The sequence below is a fragment of the Halomonas sp. BM-2019 genome, from assembly GCF_017584085.1.
In genome coordinates this window covers 1,840,271-1,857,316 of sequence record NZ_CP071922.1, presented here as the reverse complement: position 1 = coordinate 1,857,316, position 17,046 = coordinate 1,840,271, and the positions used below count along the sequence as shown (strand labels likewise).

General features: G+C 68.0%; 16 protein-coding genes, 2 tRNA genes and 1 pseudogene. 10 read left to right on the top strand and 9 right to left on the bottom strand.

Features of this window, described 5'->3' with window-relative positions:
* The 3 genes from J5F18_RS09365 to J5F18_RS09355 form a co-directional block, all read right to left on the bottom strand.
* A complete protein-coding gene (locus J5F18_RS09365) occupies nucleotides 1-546 on the bottom strand; it encodes an adenine phosphoribosyltransferase (RefSeq protein WP_346301970.1) in 546 nt (181 codons plus the stop codon).
* A 37-nt stretch (nucleotides 547-583) separates the two neighbouring features.
* Entirely contained in the window at nucleotides 584-1,885 is a 1,302-nt protein-coding gene (locus J5F18_RS09360; protein ID WP_346301969.1) for an NCS2 family permease, read from the bottom strand.
* A 200-nt stretch (nucleotides 1,886-2,085) separates the two neighbouring features.
* A complete protein-coding gene (locus J5F18_RS09355) occupies nucleotides 2,086-2,715 on the bottom strand; it encodes a riboflavin synthase subunit alpha (RefSeq protein ID WP_346301968.1) in 630 nt (209 codons plus the stop codon).
* Between the two features lie 401 nt (nucleotides 2,716-3,116).
* Between J5F18_RS09355 and J5F18_RS09350 the strand changes: the two genes are divergently transcribed.
* The 3 genes and pseudogenes from J5F18_RS09350 to J5F18_RS09340 all read left to right on the top strand — a co-directional run bounded on the left by J5F18_RS09350 (nucleotide 3,117) and on the right by J5F18_RS09340 (nucleotide 5,639).
* On the top strand, nucleotides 3,117-4,178 hold the full coding sequence (locus J5F18_RS09350) for a methionine ABC transporter ATP-binding protein (RefSeq protein ID WP_346301967.1): 1,062 nt from the start codon (nucleotides 3,117-3,119) through the stop codon (nucleotides 4,176-4,178).
* Nucleotides 4,159-4,812: a methionine ABC transporter permease gene (locus J5F18_RS09345; protein ID WP_346301966.1), complete on the top strand. Its 654-nt coding sequence runs from the start codon at nucleotides 4,159-4,161 to the stop codon at nucleotides 4,810-4,812. The genes J5F18_RS09350 and J5F18_RS09345 overlap by 20 nt, the downstream gene beginning before the upstream one ends.
* Before the next feature lie 76 nt (nucleotides 4,813-4,888).
* Nucleotides 4,889-5,639 (top strand): annotated as a pseudogene (locus tag J5F18_RS09340) (MetQ/NlpA family ABC transporter substrate-binding protein).
* A 147-nt stretch (nucleotides 5,640-5,786) separates the two neighbouring features.
* Here J5F18_RS09340 and J5F18_RS09335 read toward each other — a convergent pair.
* Nucleotides 5,787-5,863: transfer RNA gene (locus tag J5F18_RS09335), tRNA-Val, on the bottom strand.
* Between the two features lie 21 nt (nucleotides 5,864-5,884).
* Nucleotides 5,885-5,961: transfer RNA gene (locus J5F18_RS09330), tRNA-Val, on the bottom strand.
* 214 nt (nucleotides 5,962-6,175) lie between these two features.
* Here J5F18_RS09330 and J5F18_RS09325 point away from each other — a divergent pair.
* Both J5F18_RS09325 and glpD read left to right on the top strand, forming a co-directional pair.
* On the top strand, nucleotides 6,176-6,934 hold the full coding sequence (locus tag J5F18_RS09325) for a DeoR/GlpR family transcriptional regulator (protein ID WP_346301965.1): 759 nt from the start codon (nucleotides 6,176-6,178) through the stop codon (nucleotides 6,932-6,934).
* A 124-nt stretch (nucleotides 6,935-7,058) separates the two neighbouring features.
* On the top strand, nucleotides 7,059-8,570 hold the full coding sequence (gene glpD, locus J5F18_RS09320) for a glycerol-3-phosphate dehydrogenase (protein ID WP_346301964.1): 1,512 nt from the start codon (nucleotides 7,059-7,061) through the stop codon (nucleotides 8,568-8,570).
* Between the two features lie 226 nt (nucleotides 8,571-8,796).
* Here the strand turns inward: glpD and J5F18_RS09315 are convergent, their stop codons facing one another.
* On the bottom strand, nucleotides 8,797-10,176 hold the full coding sequence (locus J5F18_RS09315; RefSeq protein ID WP_346301963.1) for a class II fumarate hydratase: 1,380 nt from the start codon (nucleotides 10,174-10,176) through the stop codon (nucleotides 8,797-8,799).
* 202 nt (nucleotides 10,177-10,378) lie between these two features.
* Between J5F18_RS09315 and J5F18_RS09310 the strand changes: the two genes are divergently transcribed.
* From J5F18_RS09310 to ehuB, 3 genes are all read left to right on the top strand, one after another.
* Complete coding sequence (locus J5F18_RS09310) at nucleotides 10,379-10,765, top strand: phasin family protein (RefSeq protein ID WP_346301962.1); 387 nt, start codon at nucleotides 10,379-10,381, stop codon at nucleotides 10,763-10,765.
* A gap of 172 nt (nucleotides 10,766-10,937) precedes the next feature.
* The gene (locus tag J5F18_RS09305) at nucleotides 10,938-11,492 is read left to right on the top strand and encodes a carboxypeptidase-like regulatory domain-containing protein (protein ID WP_346301961.1); all 555 of its coding nucleotides are present in this window, start codon (nucleotides 10,938-10,940) and stop codon (nucleotides 11,490-11,492) included.
* A gap of 101 nt (nucleotides 11,493-11,593) precedes the next feature.
* The gene (gene ehuB, locus J5F18_RS09300; protein WP_346301960.1) at nucleotides 11,594-12,460 is read left to right on the top strand and encodes an ectoine/hydroxyectoine ABC transporter substrate-binding protein EhuB; all 867 of its coding nucleotides are present in this window, start codon (nucleotides 11,594-11,596) and stop codon (nucleotides 12,458-12,460) included.
* Nucleotides 12,461-12,462: 2 nt separating this feature from the next.
* Here the strand turns inward: ehuB and hda are convergent, their stop codons facing one another.
* Nucleotides 12,463-13,164 carry a DnaA regulatory inactivator Hda gene (gene hda, locus J5F18_RS09295; RefSeq protein ID WP_346301959.1) on the bottom strand — a complete coding sequence of 234 codons (702 nt, stop codon included), beginning with the start codon at nucleotides 13,162-13,164 and terminating at the stop codon, nucleotides 12,463-12,465.
* Complete coding sequence (locus J5F18_RS09290) at nucleotides 13,161-14,252, bottom strand: AI-2E family transporter (RefSeq protein WP_346301958.1); 1,092 nt, start codon at nucleotides 14,250-14,252, stop codon at nucleotides 13,161-13,163. The genes hda and J5F18_RS09290 overlap by 4 nt, the downstream gene beginning before the upstream one ends.
* A 175-nt stretch (nucleotides 14,253-14,427) precedes the next feature.
* Between J5F18_RS09290 and purM the strand changes: the two genes are divergently transcribed.
* Together purM and purN are read left to right on the top strand one after the other, a co-directional pair.
* Nucleotides 14,428-15,495 (top strand): phosphoribosylformylglycinamidine cyclo-ligase, encoded by a 1,068-nt coding sequence (gene purM / locus J5F18_RS09285; RefSeq protein ID WP_346301957.1) that lies wholly within the window; start codon nucleotides 14,428-14,430, stop codon nucleotides 15,493-15,495.
* On the top strand, nucleotides 15,492-16,223 hold the full coding sequence (purN, locus tag J5F18_RS09280; protein ID WP_346301956.1) for a phosphoribosylglycinamide formyltransferase: 732 nt from the start codon (nucleotides 15,492-15,494) through the stop codon (nucleotides 16,221-16,223). The genes purM and purN overlap by 4 nt, the downstream gene beginning before the upstream one ends.
* 268 nt (nucleotides 16,224-16,491) lie before the next feature.
* On the opposite strand, the gene dcd is transcribed toward purN, so the two are convergent.
* Nucleotides 16,492-17,046: dCTP deaminase (dcd, locus tag J5F18_RS09275; protein ID WP_346301955.1), on the bottom strand; the 555-nt coding region annotated here is incomplete at its 5' end.

The window sequence follows — 17,046 nt, the reverse complement described above, 5'->3', positions numbered from 1 at the left end:
TCATTCGTCCTCGGTGAAGGAGCAGACGGCGAAGACGTTGTAGCCCGCCTCGCGGATGCGCCGGGAGCCGCCCAGGTCCGGCAGGTCGACGATGGTGGCGGTCTCCATCACTTGGCCGCCGCTGCGGCTGATCAGCTTGGCGGCGGCCAGCATGGTGCCGCCGGTGGCGATCAGGTCGTCGACGATCAGGATGCGATCGCCCTGCTTGAAGGCGTCGGAGTGGAGCTCCACTTCCGCCTCGCCGTACTCCAGGGTGTAGGTCTCGCTGATGGTGCGAAACGGCAGCTTGCCCTTCTTGCGCACCGGCACGAAGCTGCAGCCGAGCTCGTAGGCCAGCGGCGCACCGACGATGAAGCCGCGGGCGTCGATGGCGGCGACGGCGTCGACCTCCATCTCCTGATAGCGGTGCACGAAGCTGTCGATCAGCTTGCGGAAGGCCGCGCTGTTCTGCAGCAGCGGCGTGATGTCACGGAAGTTGACCCCCGGCTGCGGCCAGTCGGGGACGGTGCGGATCACGGACTTGATGTAGTCGCCGTAGATGCTCATCGATGCGGGTCTCGGTGAGGGGTGCGTCGGTGGTGGATCAGTCGAGGAACAGGAACTTCAGCGCGAAGAGGATCGCCAGCACGATCACCGCCGGGTTGAGGTCCTGGAAGCGCCCGGAGAGCGCCTTGATCGCTGCGTAGCTGATGAAGCCCAGGGCGATCCCCTCGGCAATGGAGAAGGTCAGCGGCATGGCCAGTGCGGCGATCAGCACCGGCGCGGCGTCGGTGGGATCCTCCCAGTTGGCGTGGGCCAGGCTGCCGGCCATCAGCACCGCCACGTAGAGCAGCGCCCCCGCCGTGGCGTAGGCGGGGATCGAGCCGGCGAGCGGAGCGAAGAACAGGCTGATCAGGAAGAGCACGGCCACCACCACGGCGGTGAGGCCGGTGCGTCCGCCCGAGGCGATGCCGGCGGTGGACTCGATATAGCTGGTGGTGGTGGAGGTGCCCAGCAGCGAACCGGCCATGGAGGCGCCGCTGTCGGCCATCATGGCGCGCCCCAGGCGCGGCAGCCTGCCATCCTTGTCGAGCAGCTTGCCGCGGTGGGCCACGCCCACCAGGGTGCCGGAGGTGTCGAAGAGGTCGACGAACAGGAAGGCGAAGATCACGCTGAGCATGGCGATGTCCAGCGCACCCCACAGGTCCAGCGCCATGAAGGTCGGCGCGATGGAGGGCGGCATGGAGAGGATCCCGCCGTACTCGTTGTGGCCCAGTACCATGGCCACCACGGTGATGCCGAGGATACCGATCATCACCGCCCCGGTGACCTTCAGGTAGGCCAGGGCGGTGATCACGAAGAAGCCGAGCAGCGCATAGATGGCGGGCGGCTGGGAGAGATCGCCGAGTGCCACGTAGGTGGCCGGGTTGGAGACCACGATACCGGCATTCTTCATGGCGATCATGGCCAGGAAGAGGCCGATGCCCGCGGCAATTCCCAGGCGCAGGGAGAGCGGAATCGAATGGATGATCCACTCGCGCACCTTGAAGACGCTGAGCAGGAAGAAGCAGAAGCCGGAGAAGAACACCGCGCCGAGCGCCGCCTCCCAGGAGTAGCCCATGCCCAGCACCACCCCGTAGGTGAAGAAGGCGTTGAGGCCCATGCCCGGCGCCTGGGCGATCGGATAGTTGGCCCAGAGCCCCATGATCAGACAGCCGATGGCCGCCGCCAGGCAGGTGGCAACGAACACCGCGCCGTAGTCCATGCCCGCCTCGGAGAGAATGCTGGGGTTGACGAAGATGATGTAGGCCATGGTCAGGAAGGTGGTGATCCCGGCGATGACCTCGGTCTTGACGGAGGTGTTGTGCTCGGCCAGCTTGAAATGCTTGTCGATCAGGCTCTTCATGGGCTCGTTCCTGCGCGCTTGGACGACGTGGCGTGGGTCCCTGGAGGGGCCTCGCGAAAAAGCCGCCGATGGTATTCAGATCCCCGACGGGTTGCGAGACGCACACGGGCAGCCGGTTCACCCTGTATAAGCAATCGGCGGGCCATTCGCCAGCCGGGCCGCCAACGCCCCCCTGACGGAACGGTCAGGCCCGGCGCGGTTTACAGGCCGCGAGACGCCAGCACGCGCTCCACGGTCTCGACGATGGCCTGGGTCTGGGGATCGATCTCGATGTTGACGCGATCGCCCGGCACCCGGTCCACCAGGGTGGTACGGGCCAGGGTCTCGGGGATCAGGTTGACGCAGAAGCGCGGCCCCTGAGCGGCGCCGGCCGGGCGCACCTCGCCGATGGTCAGGCTGGCGCCGTCGACGCCGATATAGCCCTTGTCGAAGAGGAAGCGGCCCAGGGCGTGGGGCAGCTCGAACCACAGGCGGCGGTTGTTGGGCGCCTCGTCGAGCTCCACCAGCTCGGCCACGGCCATCACATGGCCGGACATGGCGTGCCCGCCGATCTCGTCGCCGAAGCGCGCGGCGCGCTCGATATTGACGCGATCCCCCACCTTCAGTGCACCCAGGTTGGTCACGCGCAGCGTCTCGCGCATCAGATCGAAGCTGACCCGCTCGCCCTCGATGGCGGCGACCGTCAGACAGACACCGTTGTGGGCCACCGAGGCGCCGATCTCGAGCCCCTGGCGCAGCTCCTCGGGCAGGGCGATGACATGGGTGCGGAACTGCTCGGCCTCTTCGATGGCGACCACCTCGGCGGCGCCCTGCACGATACCAGTGAACATGACGTCTCCTCGACTGCGGGCACGCCCCGAGCGGGCCCAAGGGGCACGAGTGTAGAGAAGTCTCCCCGACGACGTCCATCACGGCCCCGCTCGTCGAGAGTTTTCTCTGCCAATGGCGATAATACAGGAAATATTGCTGACAAGGTGGCTTTCACGCCACAACAACGCCCAGGATGATTGACAGTGACCTCCGCCGCACCTAAGCTTGCCGGCTACATTGAACGGCGCCGATTTGTACCCAGCTTGCGGGCGCCCGCGGAATGGCACGCTCCCCGGAGCGGCAATCCCGTGAAGTGCAGCTAAACGGGTGTGTCCAGCGTTGATGGCCACCCGCCAGGGTGGCCTTTTTTTCGTCCTGCGCTGTACCGCCCGCCCCCGGCGCCCCCGCTCGCGGTGCTTCCATGATCCGACTCCACAACGTCTCCAAGACCTACACCCTCAAGGGCCGGCGCGGCAGCCCAGCGCGCACCGTGCAGGCACTGAAGAGTATCGACTTCCAGGTACCCGCCGGCCAGATCCACGGCGTGATCGGCCTCTCCGGCGCCGGCAAGTCGACACTGATCCGCTGCGTCAACCTGCTCGAGCGGCCCACCACCGGCACCGTCAGCGTGGACGGCCAGGAGCTCACCGGATTGTCGCGCCGGGCGCTCAATCAGGCGCGCCACGGGATCGGCATGATCTTCCAGCACTTCAACCTGCTCACCAACCGCACGGTCTTCGCCAACGTGGCACTGCCGCTGGAGCTGATGGGCATGAGCCGCGCCGAGATCCGCGAGCGGGTCACGCCGCTGCTGGAGCTGGTCGGTCTCTCCGACAAGGCCAGCCAGTACCCGGCCCAGCTCTCCGGCGGCCAGAAGCAGCGCGTGGCCATCGCCCGGGCGCTGGCCAGCCGCCCCAAGGTGCTGCTCTGCGACGAGGCGACTTCGGCGCTGGACCCCCAGACCACCGCCTCGATCCTGGCGCTCTTGCGCGACATCAACCAGAAGCTCGGCCTTACCATCCTGCTGATCACCCACGAGATGGAGGTGGTGAAGGCGATCTGCCATCGGGTCAGCCTGATCTCCGACGGCGAGCTGGTCGAGGAGGCGGAAGTGGGCGACTTCTTCACCGCCCCCCGCACCCAACTGGGGCGCGAGTTCCTCAACGACTTCCTCAAGCTGGAGCCGCCCCGGGCGCTGTTCGAGCGCCTCGAGCCAGCACCCGGCGAGCAGACCCACCCGGTGGTGCGCCTGGCCTTCTCGGGGGATGCCGTCTCCACCCCGCTGATCTCGCGTCTGGCCCGGGAGTGCGGCGTCGACGTCAGTATCCTTCAGGCCAAGGTGGAATCGATCCAGGAGCGCACCCTGGGGCTCATGATCGCCGAACTGATGGGCCCGCCGGCGAAGACGCGCGAGGCCATCGACTATCTCGAATCCCATGATCTGCACGTGGAGGTACTCGGCCATGTCCAGCGCGATGCTTGACCTGATCCTCAGGGCCACCCTGGACACCCTCTATATGGTGGCCGTCTCCGGGGTGCTCTCTGCCCTGGTGGGCATTCCCCTGGGGGTGCTGCTCTATGTGACCCGCCCCGGCCAGGTGCTGGCCCAGCCGGCGGTGAACGGCGTGCTCGGCGTGGTCACCAATATCGGCCGCTCGATCCCCTTCATCATCCTGATGGTGGCGATCATCCCCTTCACCCGCATGCTGGTGGGCACCTCCATCGGCACCAACGCCGCCGCGGTGCCGCTTACCATCGCCGCGATTCCCTTTATCGCCCGCCTGGTGGAGGGGGCCCTCAACGAGATCAACCCGGGCCTGGTGGAAGCCGCCCAGTCCATGGGCGCCACCCCCTGGCAGATCATCCACAAGGTGCTGCTGCCCGAGGCCCGCGGCGGCATCTTCACGGCACTCACCGTCACCGTGGTGACCCTGGTCAGCTACTCCGCCATGGCCGGCGCCGTGGGCGGCGGGGGCCTTGGCGACCTGGGCATCCGCTACGGCTACAACCGCTTCAACCCCACCGTCATGCTGATCACCGTGGCGATCCTCGTGGTGATGGTGCAGGGCTTCCAGAGCCTGGGGGATTACCTGGTCCGCAAGAGCGATCACAAGTAGGATAATAGCTAAAAATTATTAAAAATTTATTTTTTATTCCGTTAATATCGACCCATCTTCCGAGGAGACCCTTTCCATGCGCAAGACACTGATCGGCACCCTGCTCGCCTCCAGCCTGGCCCTCGGCGCCGGTAGCGCCATGGCCGATAGCCATAGCATCAAGGTGGGCACCGTGGCCGGCCCCGAGACCGACGTGATGCAGGTGGCCGCCGAGATCGCCCAGCGCGAGTACGGACTGACCGTGGAGATCATCGAGCCTGGACGCCAACGCCTACCAGCACGAGCCCTACATGCAGGCCATGGTCAACGACCGCGGCTACGACTTCGCCGTCGCCGGGCGCACCTTCGTCTACCCCATCGGCGCCTACTCCGAGCGCTACACCCGCATCGACGAGCTGCCCGAGCGGGCCCAGATCGCCCTGCCGAACGACCCCTCCAACGAGGGCCGCGCGCTGATCCTGATGCACAACGAAGGGCTGATCCAGCTCGACGACCCGGAAAACCTCGAGGCCACGCCGCTCAACGTGGTGGAGAACCCGCAGCGCTTCCGCTTCCGCGAGATCGAGGCCGCCCAGCTGCCCCGGGTGCTGCCCGACGTGGACCTGGCCTTCATCAACAACACCTTCGCCCAGCCCGCCGGCCTGAGCCTGGACGACGCCCTGATCAAGGAGGGCCCGGAATCGCCCTACGTCAACCTGATCGTGGTGCGCGGCGGCGACGAGGAGCGCGAGGCGATCCAGCAGCTGGTCAGCGCCTACCAGACCGAAGAAGTGAAGGCCAAGGCGGCCGAGCTGTTCGGGCCGGCGGCGGTGCCCGGCTGGGAGTGAGGCATTCCCGCCGATAACGCAGGACCCAGCAGGGCCGGCCATCGCGCCGGCCCTGTTGCGTCTGGCGAAAGCGGCCCAATGGCACGACCGAGCCGACGCCCATAGCAAATCGCCCCCGCAGCCGGGCTGCGGGGGCGATTCGGAAGCTGGTAGGACCAGGCGGATTCGAACCGCCGACCTCTACCATGTCAAGGTAGCGCTCTAACCAACTGAGCTATGGTCCTGTGGTGATACCTGCTGCGGGCTGGTAGGACCAGGCGGATTCGAACCGCCGACCTCTACCATGTCAAGGTAGCGCTCTAACCAACTGAGCTATGGTCCTGTTTCAGCAGCAGATTGCCAAAGCGCGCTCGCCTCGGCAACGGATGCATATACTACCGATTCCCAGGGATTTTGCAAGCCCTCGGCGATCACTCCCGGCCCGGGCCATCGCCTGCTGCCCGCCGCGGCAGCGCCGCCGCCCTGTTGCCTGATAATGTTCGTTTATAATCATCCTAGACCCCCAACACGACCGCCAGCCAAAGAGAAGCGACTTGATGAACCAACAACAGCGCCAGGAAGCCATCGTCGAGCTGGTGCGCCGCCAGGGCTATGCCAGCATCGAACAGCTGACCGATCACTTCGCGGTCACGCCGCAGACTATTCGCCGCGACCTCAATGCCCTGGCCGACGAGGGCAGCCTCCGTCGCGTGCATGGCGGCGCCGGCCTGGAGTCGAGCACGGTCAATGCCAGCTACTCCACCCGCAAGACCTTGAACCAGGAGGCGAAGCAACGCATCGCCACCCTCCTCGCCCAGCACATTCCCGACAATGCCTCGCTGTTCATCAACATCGGCACCACCACCGAGATGGTGGCCGAGGCCCTGCTCGGCCACAGCGGCCTGGAGGTGATCACCAACAACCTCAACGTGGCCGCCATCCTCCAGCACAAGGAGGACTTCAACGTGATCATCGCCGGTGGCCAGGTGCGCTCCCGCGATGGAGGCATCATCGGCGAGGCCACCATCGACTTCATCAACCAGTTCAAGGTGGACGTGGGCATCATCGGTATCAGCGGCATCGACGAGGACGGCTCGCTGCTGGAGTTCGACTACCAGGAGGTGCGGGTCGCCCAGGCGATCATCCGCAACTCCCGCCAGGTCTATCTCGCCGCCGACCACTCCAAGTTCCATCGCAACCCCTCGGTGCGCCAGGGCAATATCGCCCAGATCGATGCCCTGTTCACCGACCGCCGCCCGCCCGACGCCATCCGGCAGCTGCTGGAGCAGCACGGGGTCGCCCTGCACCTTCCCTGAGGCTCGCCGCCGACCCGCCGTGCCCTACCTTCGCCCTCGCTCCGCGCCTTGATGTTCGGTTTGCTTTCTTCTATTTTCGATTTCAAACACCCGATGAAACGCATCCCGGCCCGGAGGGCGCGCCATGACCCAGAGCCCGGAGGCCCCCCTGGATCTCTTCGTGATCGGCGGCGGCATCAACGGCATCGGCATCGCCAACGACGCCGCCGGTCGCGGGCTGCGGGTCGGCCTCTGCGAACAGGGCGACCTGGCCGGCGCCACCTCCTCGGCCAGCAGCAAGCTGATCCACGGCGGCCTGCGCTACCTGGAGCACCGCGAGTTCCGGCTGGTTCGACAGGCCCTGCGCGAACGCGAGGTGCTGCTGGCCAAGGCGCCCCATATCATCTGGCCGTTGCGCTTCCTCCTGCCCTACCGTACCCACCTGCGGCCGGCCTGGATGATCCGTACCGGCCTCTTCCTCTATGACCACCTGGGCCGACGGAAGCGGCTCCCGGGTTCGCGAGGCGTCCGGATCGACGCCTCGCTGGGCCTCAGACCGGACATCACCCGGGGGTTCGAATACTCCGACTGCTGGGTGGACGACGCCCGCCTGGTGGTGCTCAACGCCCTGCAGGCCAGGGAGCACGGCGCCGAGGTGCTGGTCCGGACACGCTGCGTGGGCGCCCGCGAGGTGCAGGGGCTCTGGGAGCTCGAGCTGGAGGATCTCCGCGGCGGGGCGCGCCTGCGGCGACACGCCCGGGCGCTGGTCAATGCCGCCGGCCCCTGGGTGGAGCAGGTACTGCGCCAGCGGCTCGGGCGGGCGGCCCGTCACCGGATACGCCTGATCCAGGGCAGCCACCTGGTGGTGCCGCGCCTCAATGCCGACGAGCGGGCCTATATCCTGCAGAACCAGGACGGCCGGATCGTCTTCGTGCTGCCCTGGGAAGCGCACTTCAGCCTGGTGGGCACCACCGAGCGCCGCTACGCGGGGGACCCGGCGCGGGTCACCGCCAGCGACGAGGAGGTGGACTACCTGCTGGCCGTCGTCAATGCCCACTTCCGGCGCCAGCTCGCCCGCCCGGACGTGCTGTGGTCCTTTTCCGGCGTCAGGCCCCTGTGCGACAGCGAGTCGCTCGCCCCCTCCGCCATGACCCGCGACTACACCCTGGACCTGAACACCGCCGGCGCCCCGCTGCTGTCGGTGTTCGGCGGCAAGATCACCACCTACCGGCGGCTGGCGGAAGCAGCCCTGGCGCGGCTGGCGCCGCACCTGCCACCCATGGCCCCGGCGTGGACCGAGACGACGCCCCTGCCCGGCGGCGACATCGGCAGCCCGGCCGGCTTCACCGCGCACCTGCTCGCGACCTACCCCTGGCTGGGCGAGGCGCGGGCGCGTCGCTTCACCCGGGCCTACGGCTCGCTCTGCCTGGAGTTCCTGGAGGGCGCCCGGGGCGAGTCCGATCTCGGCGAGGCGTTCGGCGCCGGCCTGAGCGCCCGCGAGGTCGATTACCTGATCGATCGGGAGTGGGCCGGCTGCCTCGACGACATCCTCTGGCGGCGCACCAAGTTGGGCATACACCTGGACGAATCAGCCCGTCGGCCGCTCGCGGACTATCTGACGACGCGACTGACGCCCCCTCCCGTGGGCGCCACCTGACCGAGCGGGTGAAGTGTTTGACATCGCCCGCCGCAAAACCAAGCTGGTAAGGCGATCTTTCGGAAGCAATCAAGCTGCTCCTCGGCATGTCGATTTCCGAACACCCCATGCCGGCTCGACAACAACAAACGAGAGGCACGCCATATCCTGGTGTCGAGCCGTTCGGTGAACACCATCATCTGGGCGCTGCTGTTCGTGGCGATCTTCGGGCCCGGCGGCCCTCGGCCTACCCCGGCAGCCCGCCCCGCGTCAGCGCCGCCGGATCGAGCAGCCGCTCGAGCTCCTCCCGGGAGAGGTCGGTCTGCTCCTCGGCGACGTCGAGGATCGGCCGCCCCGCCTGATAGGCCTGCTTGGCGATCGCCGCGGCGGCGTTGTAACCGATCACCGCATTGAGCGCCGTCACCAGGATGGGGTTGCGCGAGAGCGGGGCCCGCAGGTTCTCCTCACGCACCTTGAAGGTGGCGATGGCCCGGTTGCCGAGCAGCCAGGCGGTGTTGCTCATCAGGGTGATGGAGGTGAGCAGGTTGTGGGCCACCAGCGGCAGCATCACGTTGAGCTGGAAGTTGCCGCTCTGCCCGGCGATGGTCACGGCGCTGTCCAGGCCGATCACCTGGGCGGCGGCCTGGGCCGCCGATTCCGGAATCACCGGATTGACCTTGCCCGGCATGATGGAGCTGCCCGGCTGCAGCGCCTCCAGCTCGATCTCGCCGAGGCCGGCCAGGGGGCCGGAGTTCATCCAGCGCAAGTCGTTGGCGATCTTCATGATCACACAGGCCAGCCCGCGCAGCTGGCCGGAGAGCTCCACGGCGGCGTCCTGGGAGGCCAGGCTCGCGAAGAGGCTGTCGTTGGGCGTGAAGGCGAGCCCGGTCTGCTGCGACAGCTCCGCCGCCATGCGCGCGGCAAACTCGGGATGGGCGTTGATGCCGGTGCCCACCGCCGTGCCCCCCTGGGCCAGGCGGCAGAGCCGCACCAGGGCGCCGTCGAGGCGCTCGATCGCCTGCCCCACCTGGCTCGACCAGGCGCCCAGCTCCTGGCTCATGCGCAGCGGCATGGCATCCATCAGGTGGGTGCGGCCGGTCTTCACCACCCCGTCGAGTTCCACCGCGCGGGCCTCGATGGTCTCGCGCAGGTGAACCAGCGCCGGGCGCAGCCGCCCGGTCACCTCCAGCGCCGCGGAGACGTGGATCGCGGTGGGGATCACGTCGTTGCTGGACTGCCCCATGTTGACGTGGTCGTTGGGCCCCACCTCGACGCCCTCGCGGCTCGCCAGGTGGGCGATCACCTCGTTGACGTTCATGTTGCTGGAGGTGCCGGAACCGGTCTGGAAGAGATCCACCGGGAACTGATCGTCGTGCTCGCCGCGGATCACAGCCTCGGCGGCGGCGGCGATCGCCTCGGCCCGCGGGACGTCGAGCAGGCCAAGCGCCCGGTTGACCCGGGCCGCGGCCAGCTTGATTCGCGCCACGGCATGGATGAAGGCCGGCGGCATCGCCTGCCCCGACACCGGAAAGTTGTTGATGGCGCGCTGGGTCTGGGCGCCGTAGAGGGCCCCGGCCGGCACCTCCAGCTCGCCCATGCTGTCGCGTTCGCGGCGTGTCTCGCTCATGGCTGGCTCCTTGCAGGCGGTGTTGGCAACCTGGCTCCGACTGGCGCCGGGGCGAGTGGATCACAGTCCGACGCGGTTCACGTCGCCAGGAGGCATTTTTCTTCCTGACAAATGTTGCAGCGCACAAACCGCTCTGCTATTGTGCATTGCAACAGGGCAGTCACCCTGCTCCCCCACACCCGATGAACCCGGAGGTTCCACCATGATGAACGCCTTCAACTTCGACGCCAAGCAGTTCGACACCCAGCAGTTCGACGCTCTCTTCTTCGGCCCGGCCCGCGCCTACGCCAACCTGGCCGTGGACTACTCCGAGAAGCTGGCCCACGCCCAGCTGGACGCCACCAAGGCCTACACCGACACCGGCCTGGCTCAGCTGCGCACCCTGCTGAACGTCAAGGATGCCGAAGGCCTCCGCGCCTACCTGGAAGGCCAGCAGAAGGTCGCCAAGGACCTGGCCGAGCGCCTGAAGGGCGACGCCGAGAAGGTCGTCTCCCTGCAGCAGGACTTCGTCCAGCAGAGCCAGAAGCTGACCGAAGAGAACGTCAAGCAGGCCCAGGCGACCGCCACCAAGGCCACCGCTCAGAAGTAAGCCGCCGCTGCCGGCCACGGCCGGCAACCGCCGCCCTTCGAAAAGCCGCCGCCCTCCCGGGCGGCGGCTTTTTTGGTGGCCAGTCACCTCCGAGGCATTGCCTGGAGGCCGGCGTGCGCTATCCTCCCCTCTTGGCACAGGGCGCCGATGATTCTCTTCAGGGAGTGAACCCATGAAACGCTGGATACCGATGGTCATGACGGGGCTGCTGCTGGCCGGCTGCGAGATCATGCCGACGACCCCTTCCCCCACCGAGCGCATCGAGGTGATCGACCGCGGGATCGAGCCCGTGGAGGCGCCGGACCGGGTCGAGGAGCGCCGTGAGGTGGCGCCAGGCCGCGTGGCCCGACAGGTGGCCTTCCCCGCGGCGGAGTATGCCGCCCTGGAGAAGCAGGGCAGCGCCGTGATCAGCGGGCAGCTGACGATCGGCGGGCGCCCCGTACCGAACGCTGGCGTCTCGGCGGCCCCGGTGACCACCTACTCTGCGGAGGCCGCCGAGCAGGCCCTGGCCGGCGTCGCCGTGGAACCCGCCGATCCCCGCGCCCGCGAGTACACCCACAGCACCCGTACCGACGGCAACGGTCGCTTCCGGCTCAACGGCCTGCCCGCCGGCCACTTCTACCTCTCCGGCGCAGGCCCGGACCCGGTCAGCGGCGAGCCACGGGTGGTGATTCGCCAGGTTCAGCTTCGCAACGGCCAGCAGCTGGAGACCAACCTCAGCCGTTGAGCCGCTCACTGGCAGGGTCGCTGGGCGTCACCTATGTTGATGCCAACGGCACGCTTCCCCGCAGGGCGTGCCGTCGTCCTTGCCACGGTGGAGCCTTGCCCATGCGCCCTGACAGTTCACCCGTCTGGCCAGTGCGCCTGGCCCTTGCCCCGCTGCTTCTCGCGCTGGCGTCGACCAGCGCCGCCACTCCCCTCGACGAGATTCGCGAGCGTGGCAGCATCCGCATCGCCGTGGCCAATGAGGTCCCCTATGGTTACCTGGACGCCGAGGGCGAAGCCCGTGGAGCCGGTCCCGAGGTGGCCCGGCAGCTGATCGAGACCCTCGAGCTCGGTGAGATCGAGTGGGTGGAGCGCGACTTCGGCGAGCTGATACCGGGCCTGCGGGCAGGGGAGTTCGACATGGCCGCCGCCGAGATGGCCATCCTGCCCGAGCGCTGCGAGCAAATCCTCTACTCCGAGCCCAACACCACCTACGGCGAGGGGCTGCTGGTGCGGGCCGGCAATCCGCTCGAACTGCAGGCCTACGATGACTTTGCGGGACGCAATGACTATCGGGTCGCGGTCATGGCCGGCGCCGACCAGCGCGAGATCCTGATGGCACTCGGCGTGCCCGAAGAGAAGCTGGTCACCATCACCCGCAACGAGGAGGCCATCGAGACCCTCGTCAGCGGCGAGGCCGATGCCTATGCCGCCACCGGCCTGACCGTCACCGCCCTCGACGAAGTGAGCCAGGAGGTGGAGGCTGCCATGGACTTCATCGACCCGCTGCTCGACGGCGAGGAGGTGCGCAGCTGGGGCGGTTTCGCCTTTGGCCCCGAGGCCGAAGAGCTGCGCGATGCCATCAACGAGGCCCTGCTCGCCTTCAAGCCGACCCGCGCCTGGGAGCAGATCCTGGTGGACAACGGCTTCAGCCAGGAGGACGTGCTCAACTCCTTCAAGTATCGCACCGAGCAGCTCTGTCGCCGGTGAGGCTACCAGCCCAGCGCCTGCTTCACGAAGGGGATCGTCAGCTTGCGCTGGGCCGACAGCGAGGCCCGATCCAGGGTCGCCAGCACCTCGAAGAGCTCCCCCAGCCGGCGGGGGCCGCGGTGCAGGATGAAGCGGGCCACCTCGTCGGGCAGCGCCATCCCGCGCACCCGGGCACGCAGCTGCAGCGCGGCCAGGCGGCCGGCGTCGTCGAGTCCCTTGACATGGAAGGTGACGCCCCAGGTGAGCCGCGAGGCGAGGTCGGGCAGTTGGACCGGCAGCTGACGCGGCGGGGCATCGGCGGCGATCACCAGGCGCTTGCCCGCATCGCGCAGGCGGTTGAAGGCGTGGAACAGCGCCTCCTCCCAGCGCTTGCGCCCCAGCACCCGCTCCAGGTCATCGATGGCCACCAGGTCAAGGCGCTCGATCTCCTCGAGCATCAAGGGCGGGAAGTGGCCGAGCTCGGCCAGGGGCAGGTAGAGGGCACGCAGCTCGCGGTCGGAGGCGGCGTGGCAGGCGGCCTGCAGCAGGTGGCTGCGCCCGACCCCCTCGCCGCCCCACAGGTAGAGGAAGGGCTCCCCCCCGGCATCTAGCTGATGGGTCAAGCGGTCGACCAGGCCGGCATGGGGCCCGGGGTAGAAGTTGACGAAGGTGGCATCGTCGCGCAGACCGACGCCCAGCGACAGCTGTGCCGGGGCACGGCTCATGGCGCCTCCTCGTCGTGGTGGTGCTCTGCCTGCTGGTTCTCGAGCGTGGAGTCGTACAAGGTGCTGTTCTTGTAGCGGTCGTGGAGTTCGCGCAAGAGTACCATGATCACCGCCGCCGCCGGCAGCGCCAGCAGCACCCCGGTGAAGCCGAACAGGTTACCGCCGGCCAGCACGGCGAAGATCACCGCCACCGGATGCAGGCCGATACGATCCCCCAGCAGCTTCGGCTGCAGCACCGTGCTCTCGATCGCCTGGCCGACGCTGAACACCGCCACCACGCCGAGCAGCGCCAACCAGGTGCCGAACTGAAAGAAGGCCACGATCAGCGCGATGCCGATGCCGACGATGAAGCCGAGGAAGGGCACGATGCTGGCCAGCCCCGAGATCAGCCCGATCAGCAACCCGAAGCGCACCCCGATCAGGGTCAGGCCCAGGCCGTAGATCACCCCCAGGCTCAGCATCACCAGCAGCTGACCGCGCAGGAAGGCCGAGAGCACCTCGTCACAGCGCCCCACCAGGCGGACCACATCATCCTCCCAGCCCCGCGGCAGCAGGTCGCGCAGGCTGGCCATCAGCCGCTTCCAGTCGAGCAGCAGGTAGAAGGTCACCACCGGGATCAGCGACACATAGGTCACCCAGGTGATGAAGGCCATGCCCGAGCGACCCACCTGCCCGAGGAACTGGGCCAGGTAGCCACCGGCATCCTGCCAGTGCTCGGCCAGGGTCTCCTGGACGTTGTCGAGCTCGCCGGCCACGTCGAAGCCGGTCCAGGCCTGGATCTGCGGTGCCAGCACCGTCTCCAGCCACTCGAAGACCCCGGGGGTCGCCTCTCCCAGCTGGCGCAGCTGCTGGACCAGCAGCGGGATCAGCACCAGCAGCCCCACCGCCAGCACCACCAGCAGCACCAGGAAGACCCCACAGACCGCCAGGGGGCGCGACAGCCCCCAGCGCTGCATCCGGTTGGCCAGCGGGTCGGCCAGGTAGGCCAGGATCACGCCGGCAATGAAGGGCATCAGCATGGCCTCGAGCTGCAGCAGCAGCCACGCCAGGCCCACCACGCCTGCCAGGATCCACCACTCTCTGCGCATCGTCCTCTCCCTGTCGAGACCGCAGCAGCGTGCCGTCACGGCTGCCTGCGCGGCGTCTTGATGCTACAATCTCGCATCCGTTATTCATCCAGCACCCGATCTTGTCCTGCCGCCTGGCCACACCCTGGCCGGCGGCACGACCGGCCCACGCCGACGACCCATCACAGGACCCGAGATGACCGACTCTTCCTCTCCCCGCCCCTCGCTCAGCTACAAGGATGCCGGCGTCGACATCGATGCCGGCAATGCCCTGGTCGACCGCATCAAGGGCGTCGCCAAGCGTACCAGCCGCCCCGAGGTGATGGGTGGCCTGGGCGGCTTCGGCGCGCTGTGCCAGCTGCCGAGCGGCTACCGGGAACCGGTGCTGGTCTCCGGCACCGACGGCGTGGGCACCAAGCTGCGCCTGGCCATGGACCTGGGTCGTCACGACACCATCGGCATCGACCTGGTGGCCATGTGCGTCAACGACCTGGTGGTGGCCGGCGCCGAGCCGCTGTTCTTCCTCGACTACTATGCCACGGGCAGGCTCGACGTGGACATCGCCGCCGACGTGGTGACCGGCATCGGGGCGGGGTGCGAACAGGCCGGCTGCGCCCTGGTGGGCGGCGAGACCGCCGAGATGCCCGGCATGTACGAGGGCAGCGACTACGACCTGGCCGGCTTCTGCGTCGGCGTGGTGGAGAAGTCGGAGATCCTCGACGGCAAGCGCGTCGCCGAGGGCGACGTGCTGCTGGGCATCGCCTCCTCGGGCCCCCACTCCAACGGCTACTCGCTGATCCGCAAGATCCTCGAGGTGTCGGGCGCAAGCCTCGACGCCGACATCGGCGGCGTAGCTCTGGGCGATGCCCTGATGGCCCCCACCCGCATCTACGTCAAGCCGCTGCTGTCGCTGATCCGCGAGAGCGGCGTGCCGGTCCATGCGCTCTCCCACATCACCGGCGGCGGCCTCACCGAGAACCTGCCCCGGGTGCTGCCCGAGGGCCTCGCCGCCCGGGTCGACGTCAACGCCTGGCAGCGCCCGGCGGTGTTCGACTGGCTGCAGCAGCAGGGCAACGTCGCCGAGGAGGAGATGCACCGGGTGCTCAACTGCGGCATCGGCATGGTGGTGGTGGTGCCGGCCGAGAAGGCCGACCAGGCCCGCGCCCACCTGCAGGCCCAGGGCGAGACGGTGCAGCGCATCGGCGAGATCGTCTTCCGGGACGGCGACGCGCCGCAGGTCCGCCTGGAGAACCTCAAGGCATGAGCGACGCCACTCCCTCCAGCGACACCCTCAACGACTTCGCCTCGGAGCCGGTGGCGGCCCGCCGGGTGGTGGTGCTGATCTCCGGCAGCGGCAGCAACCTGCAGGCGCTGATCGACGAGCAGACCCACGACCGCCTGGGCGGCGAGATCGTCGCGGTGATCTCCAACGAGCCAGACGCCTACGGCCTCACCCGCGCCCGGGAGGCCGGCATCGATGCCGTGGCGCTGCCCCACCGCGAATACGACAGCCGCGAGGCCTACGACGGCGCCCTGATCAAGGTGATCGAGCGCCATGAGCCGGACCTGATCGTGCTGGCCGGCTTCATGCGTATCCTCACCCCGCGCTTCGTGCAGCGCTTCCTGGGGCGCATGCTCAACATTCACCCCTCGCTGCTGCCCGCCTACCAGGGGCTCAACACCCACGCCCGGGCCCTGGCCGACGGCGTGGCCATGCACGGCTGCAGCGTGCACTTCGTGACCGAGGAGCTCGACGGCGGCCCGGTGGTGATCCAGGCGGCGGTGGACGTGGCCGAGGGCGAGACCGAGGCGAGCCTCAAGGAGAAGGTGCACGCCCGCGAGCACCTGATCTACCCCATCGCGGTGAAGTGGTTCCTGGAGGGGCGCCTGCGGTTCTCGGCCGAAGGCGCCACCCTGGACAGCACCCCGCTACCGCCCCGGGGCGTGCGGCTCTCCCACGCCGATGCAGCGGAGGAGCTGGACGAGAACTAGCGCCGAGCGCCAAGCGCCAAGCGCCAAGCGCCAAGCGCCGCAGAGTATTGTGGGAGGTCGGCTTTACCGACGGTTCGACGCATCGACGAATGGAGGCCGAAGGCCTCCTCCGCGGAAGACAGTAACGCTAGCAACACCGACGGGGCGCCTATCGGCGCCCTTCGCCCGGGGGACCCGGCCTCCCACAACTGCCATGCAGCTGGGCGCTAGGCGCTTGTAGCTGGGCGCTAGGCGCTTGTAGCTGGGCGCTCCCGGGCGCAGCCCGGGCTCAGGTCCGGGGCAGGGTCACCCCCCGCTGCCCCATATACTTGCCGCCGCGGTCCCTGTAGGAGATCTCGCACACCTCGTCGGACTCCAGGAACAGCATCTGGGCCACGCCCTCGTTGGCGTAGATCTTGGCCGGCAGGTTGGTGGTGTTGGAGAATTCCAGGGTCACGTGCCCCTCCCACTCGGGCTCCAGGGGCGTCACGTTGACGATGATGCCGCAACGCGCGTAGGTGGACTTGCCCAGGCAGATGGTCAGCACGCTGCGCGGGATGCGGAAGTACTCCACGGTACGCGCCAGGGCGAAGGAGTTGGGGGGGATCACGCAGACGTCCCCCTTGATGTCGACGAAGCTCTTCTCGTCGAAGGCCTTGGGGTCCACCACCGCGGAGTGGATGTTGGTGAACACCTTGAACTCGTCGGCGCAGCGCACGTCGTAGCCGTAGCTGGAGGTCCCGTAGGAGATCACCCGACGATCGTTCACGTAGCGAACCTGGTCGTGCTCGAAGGGGTCGATCATGCCCTCCTGCTCGGCCATGCGGCGAATCCACTTGTCGGA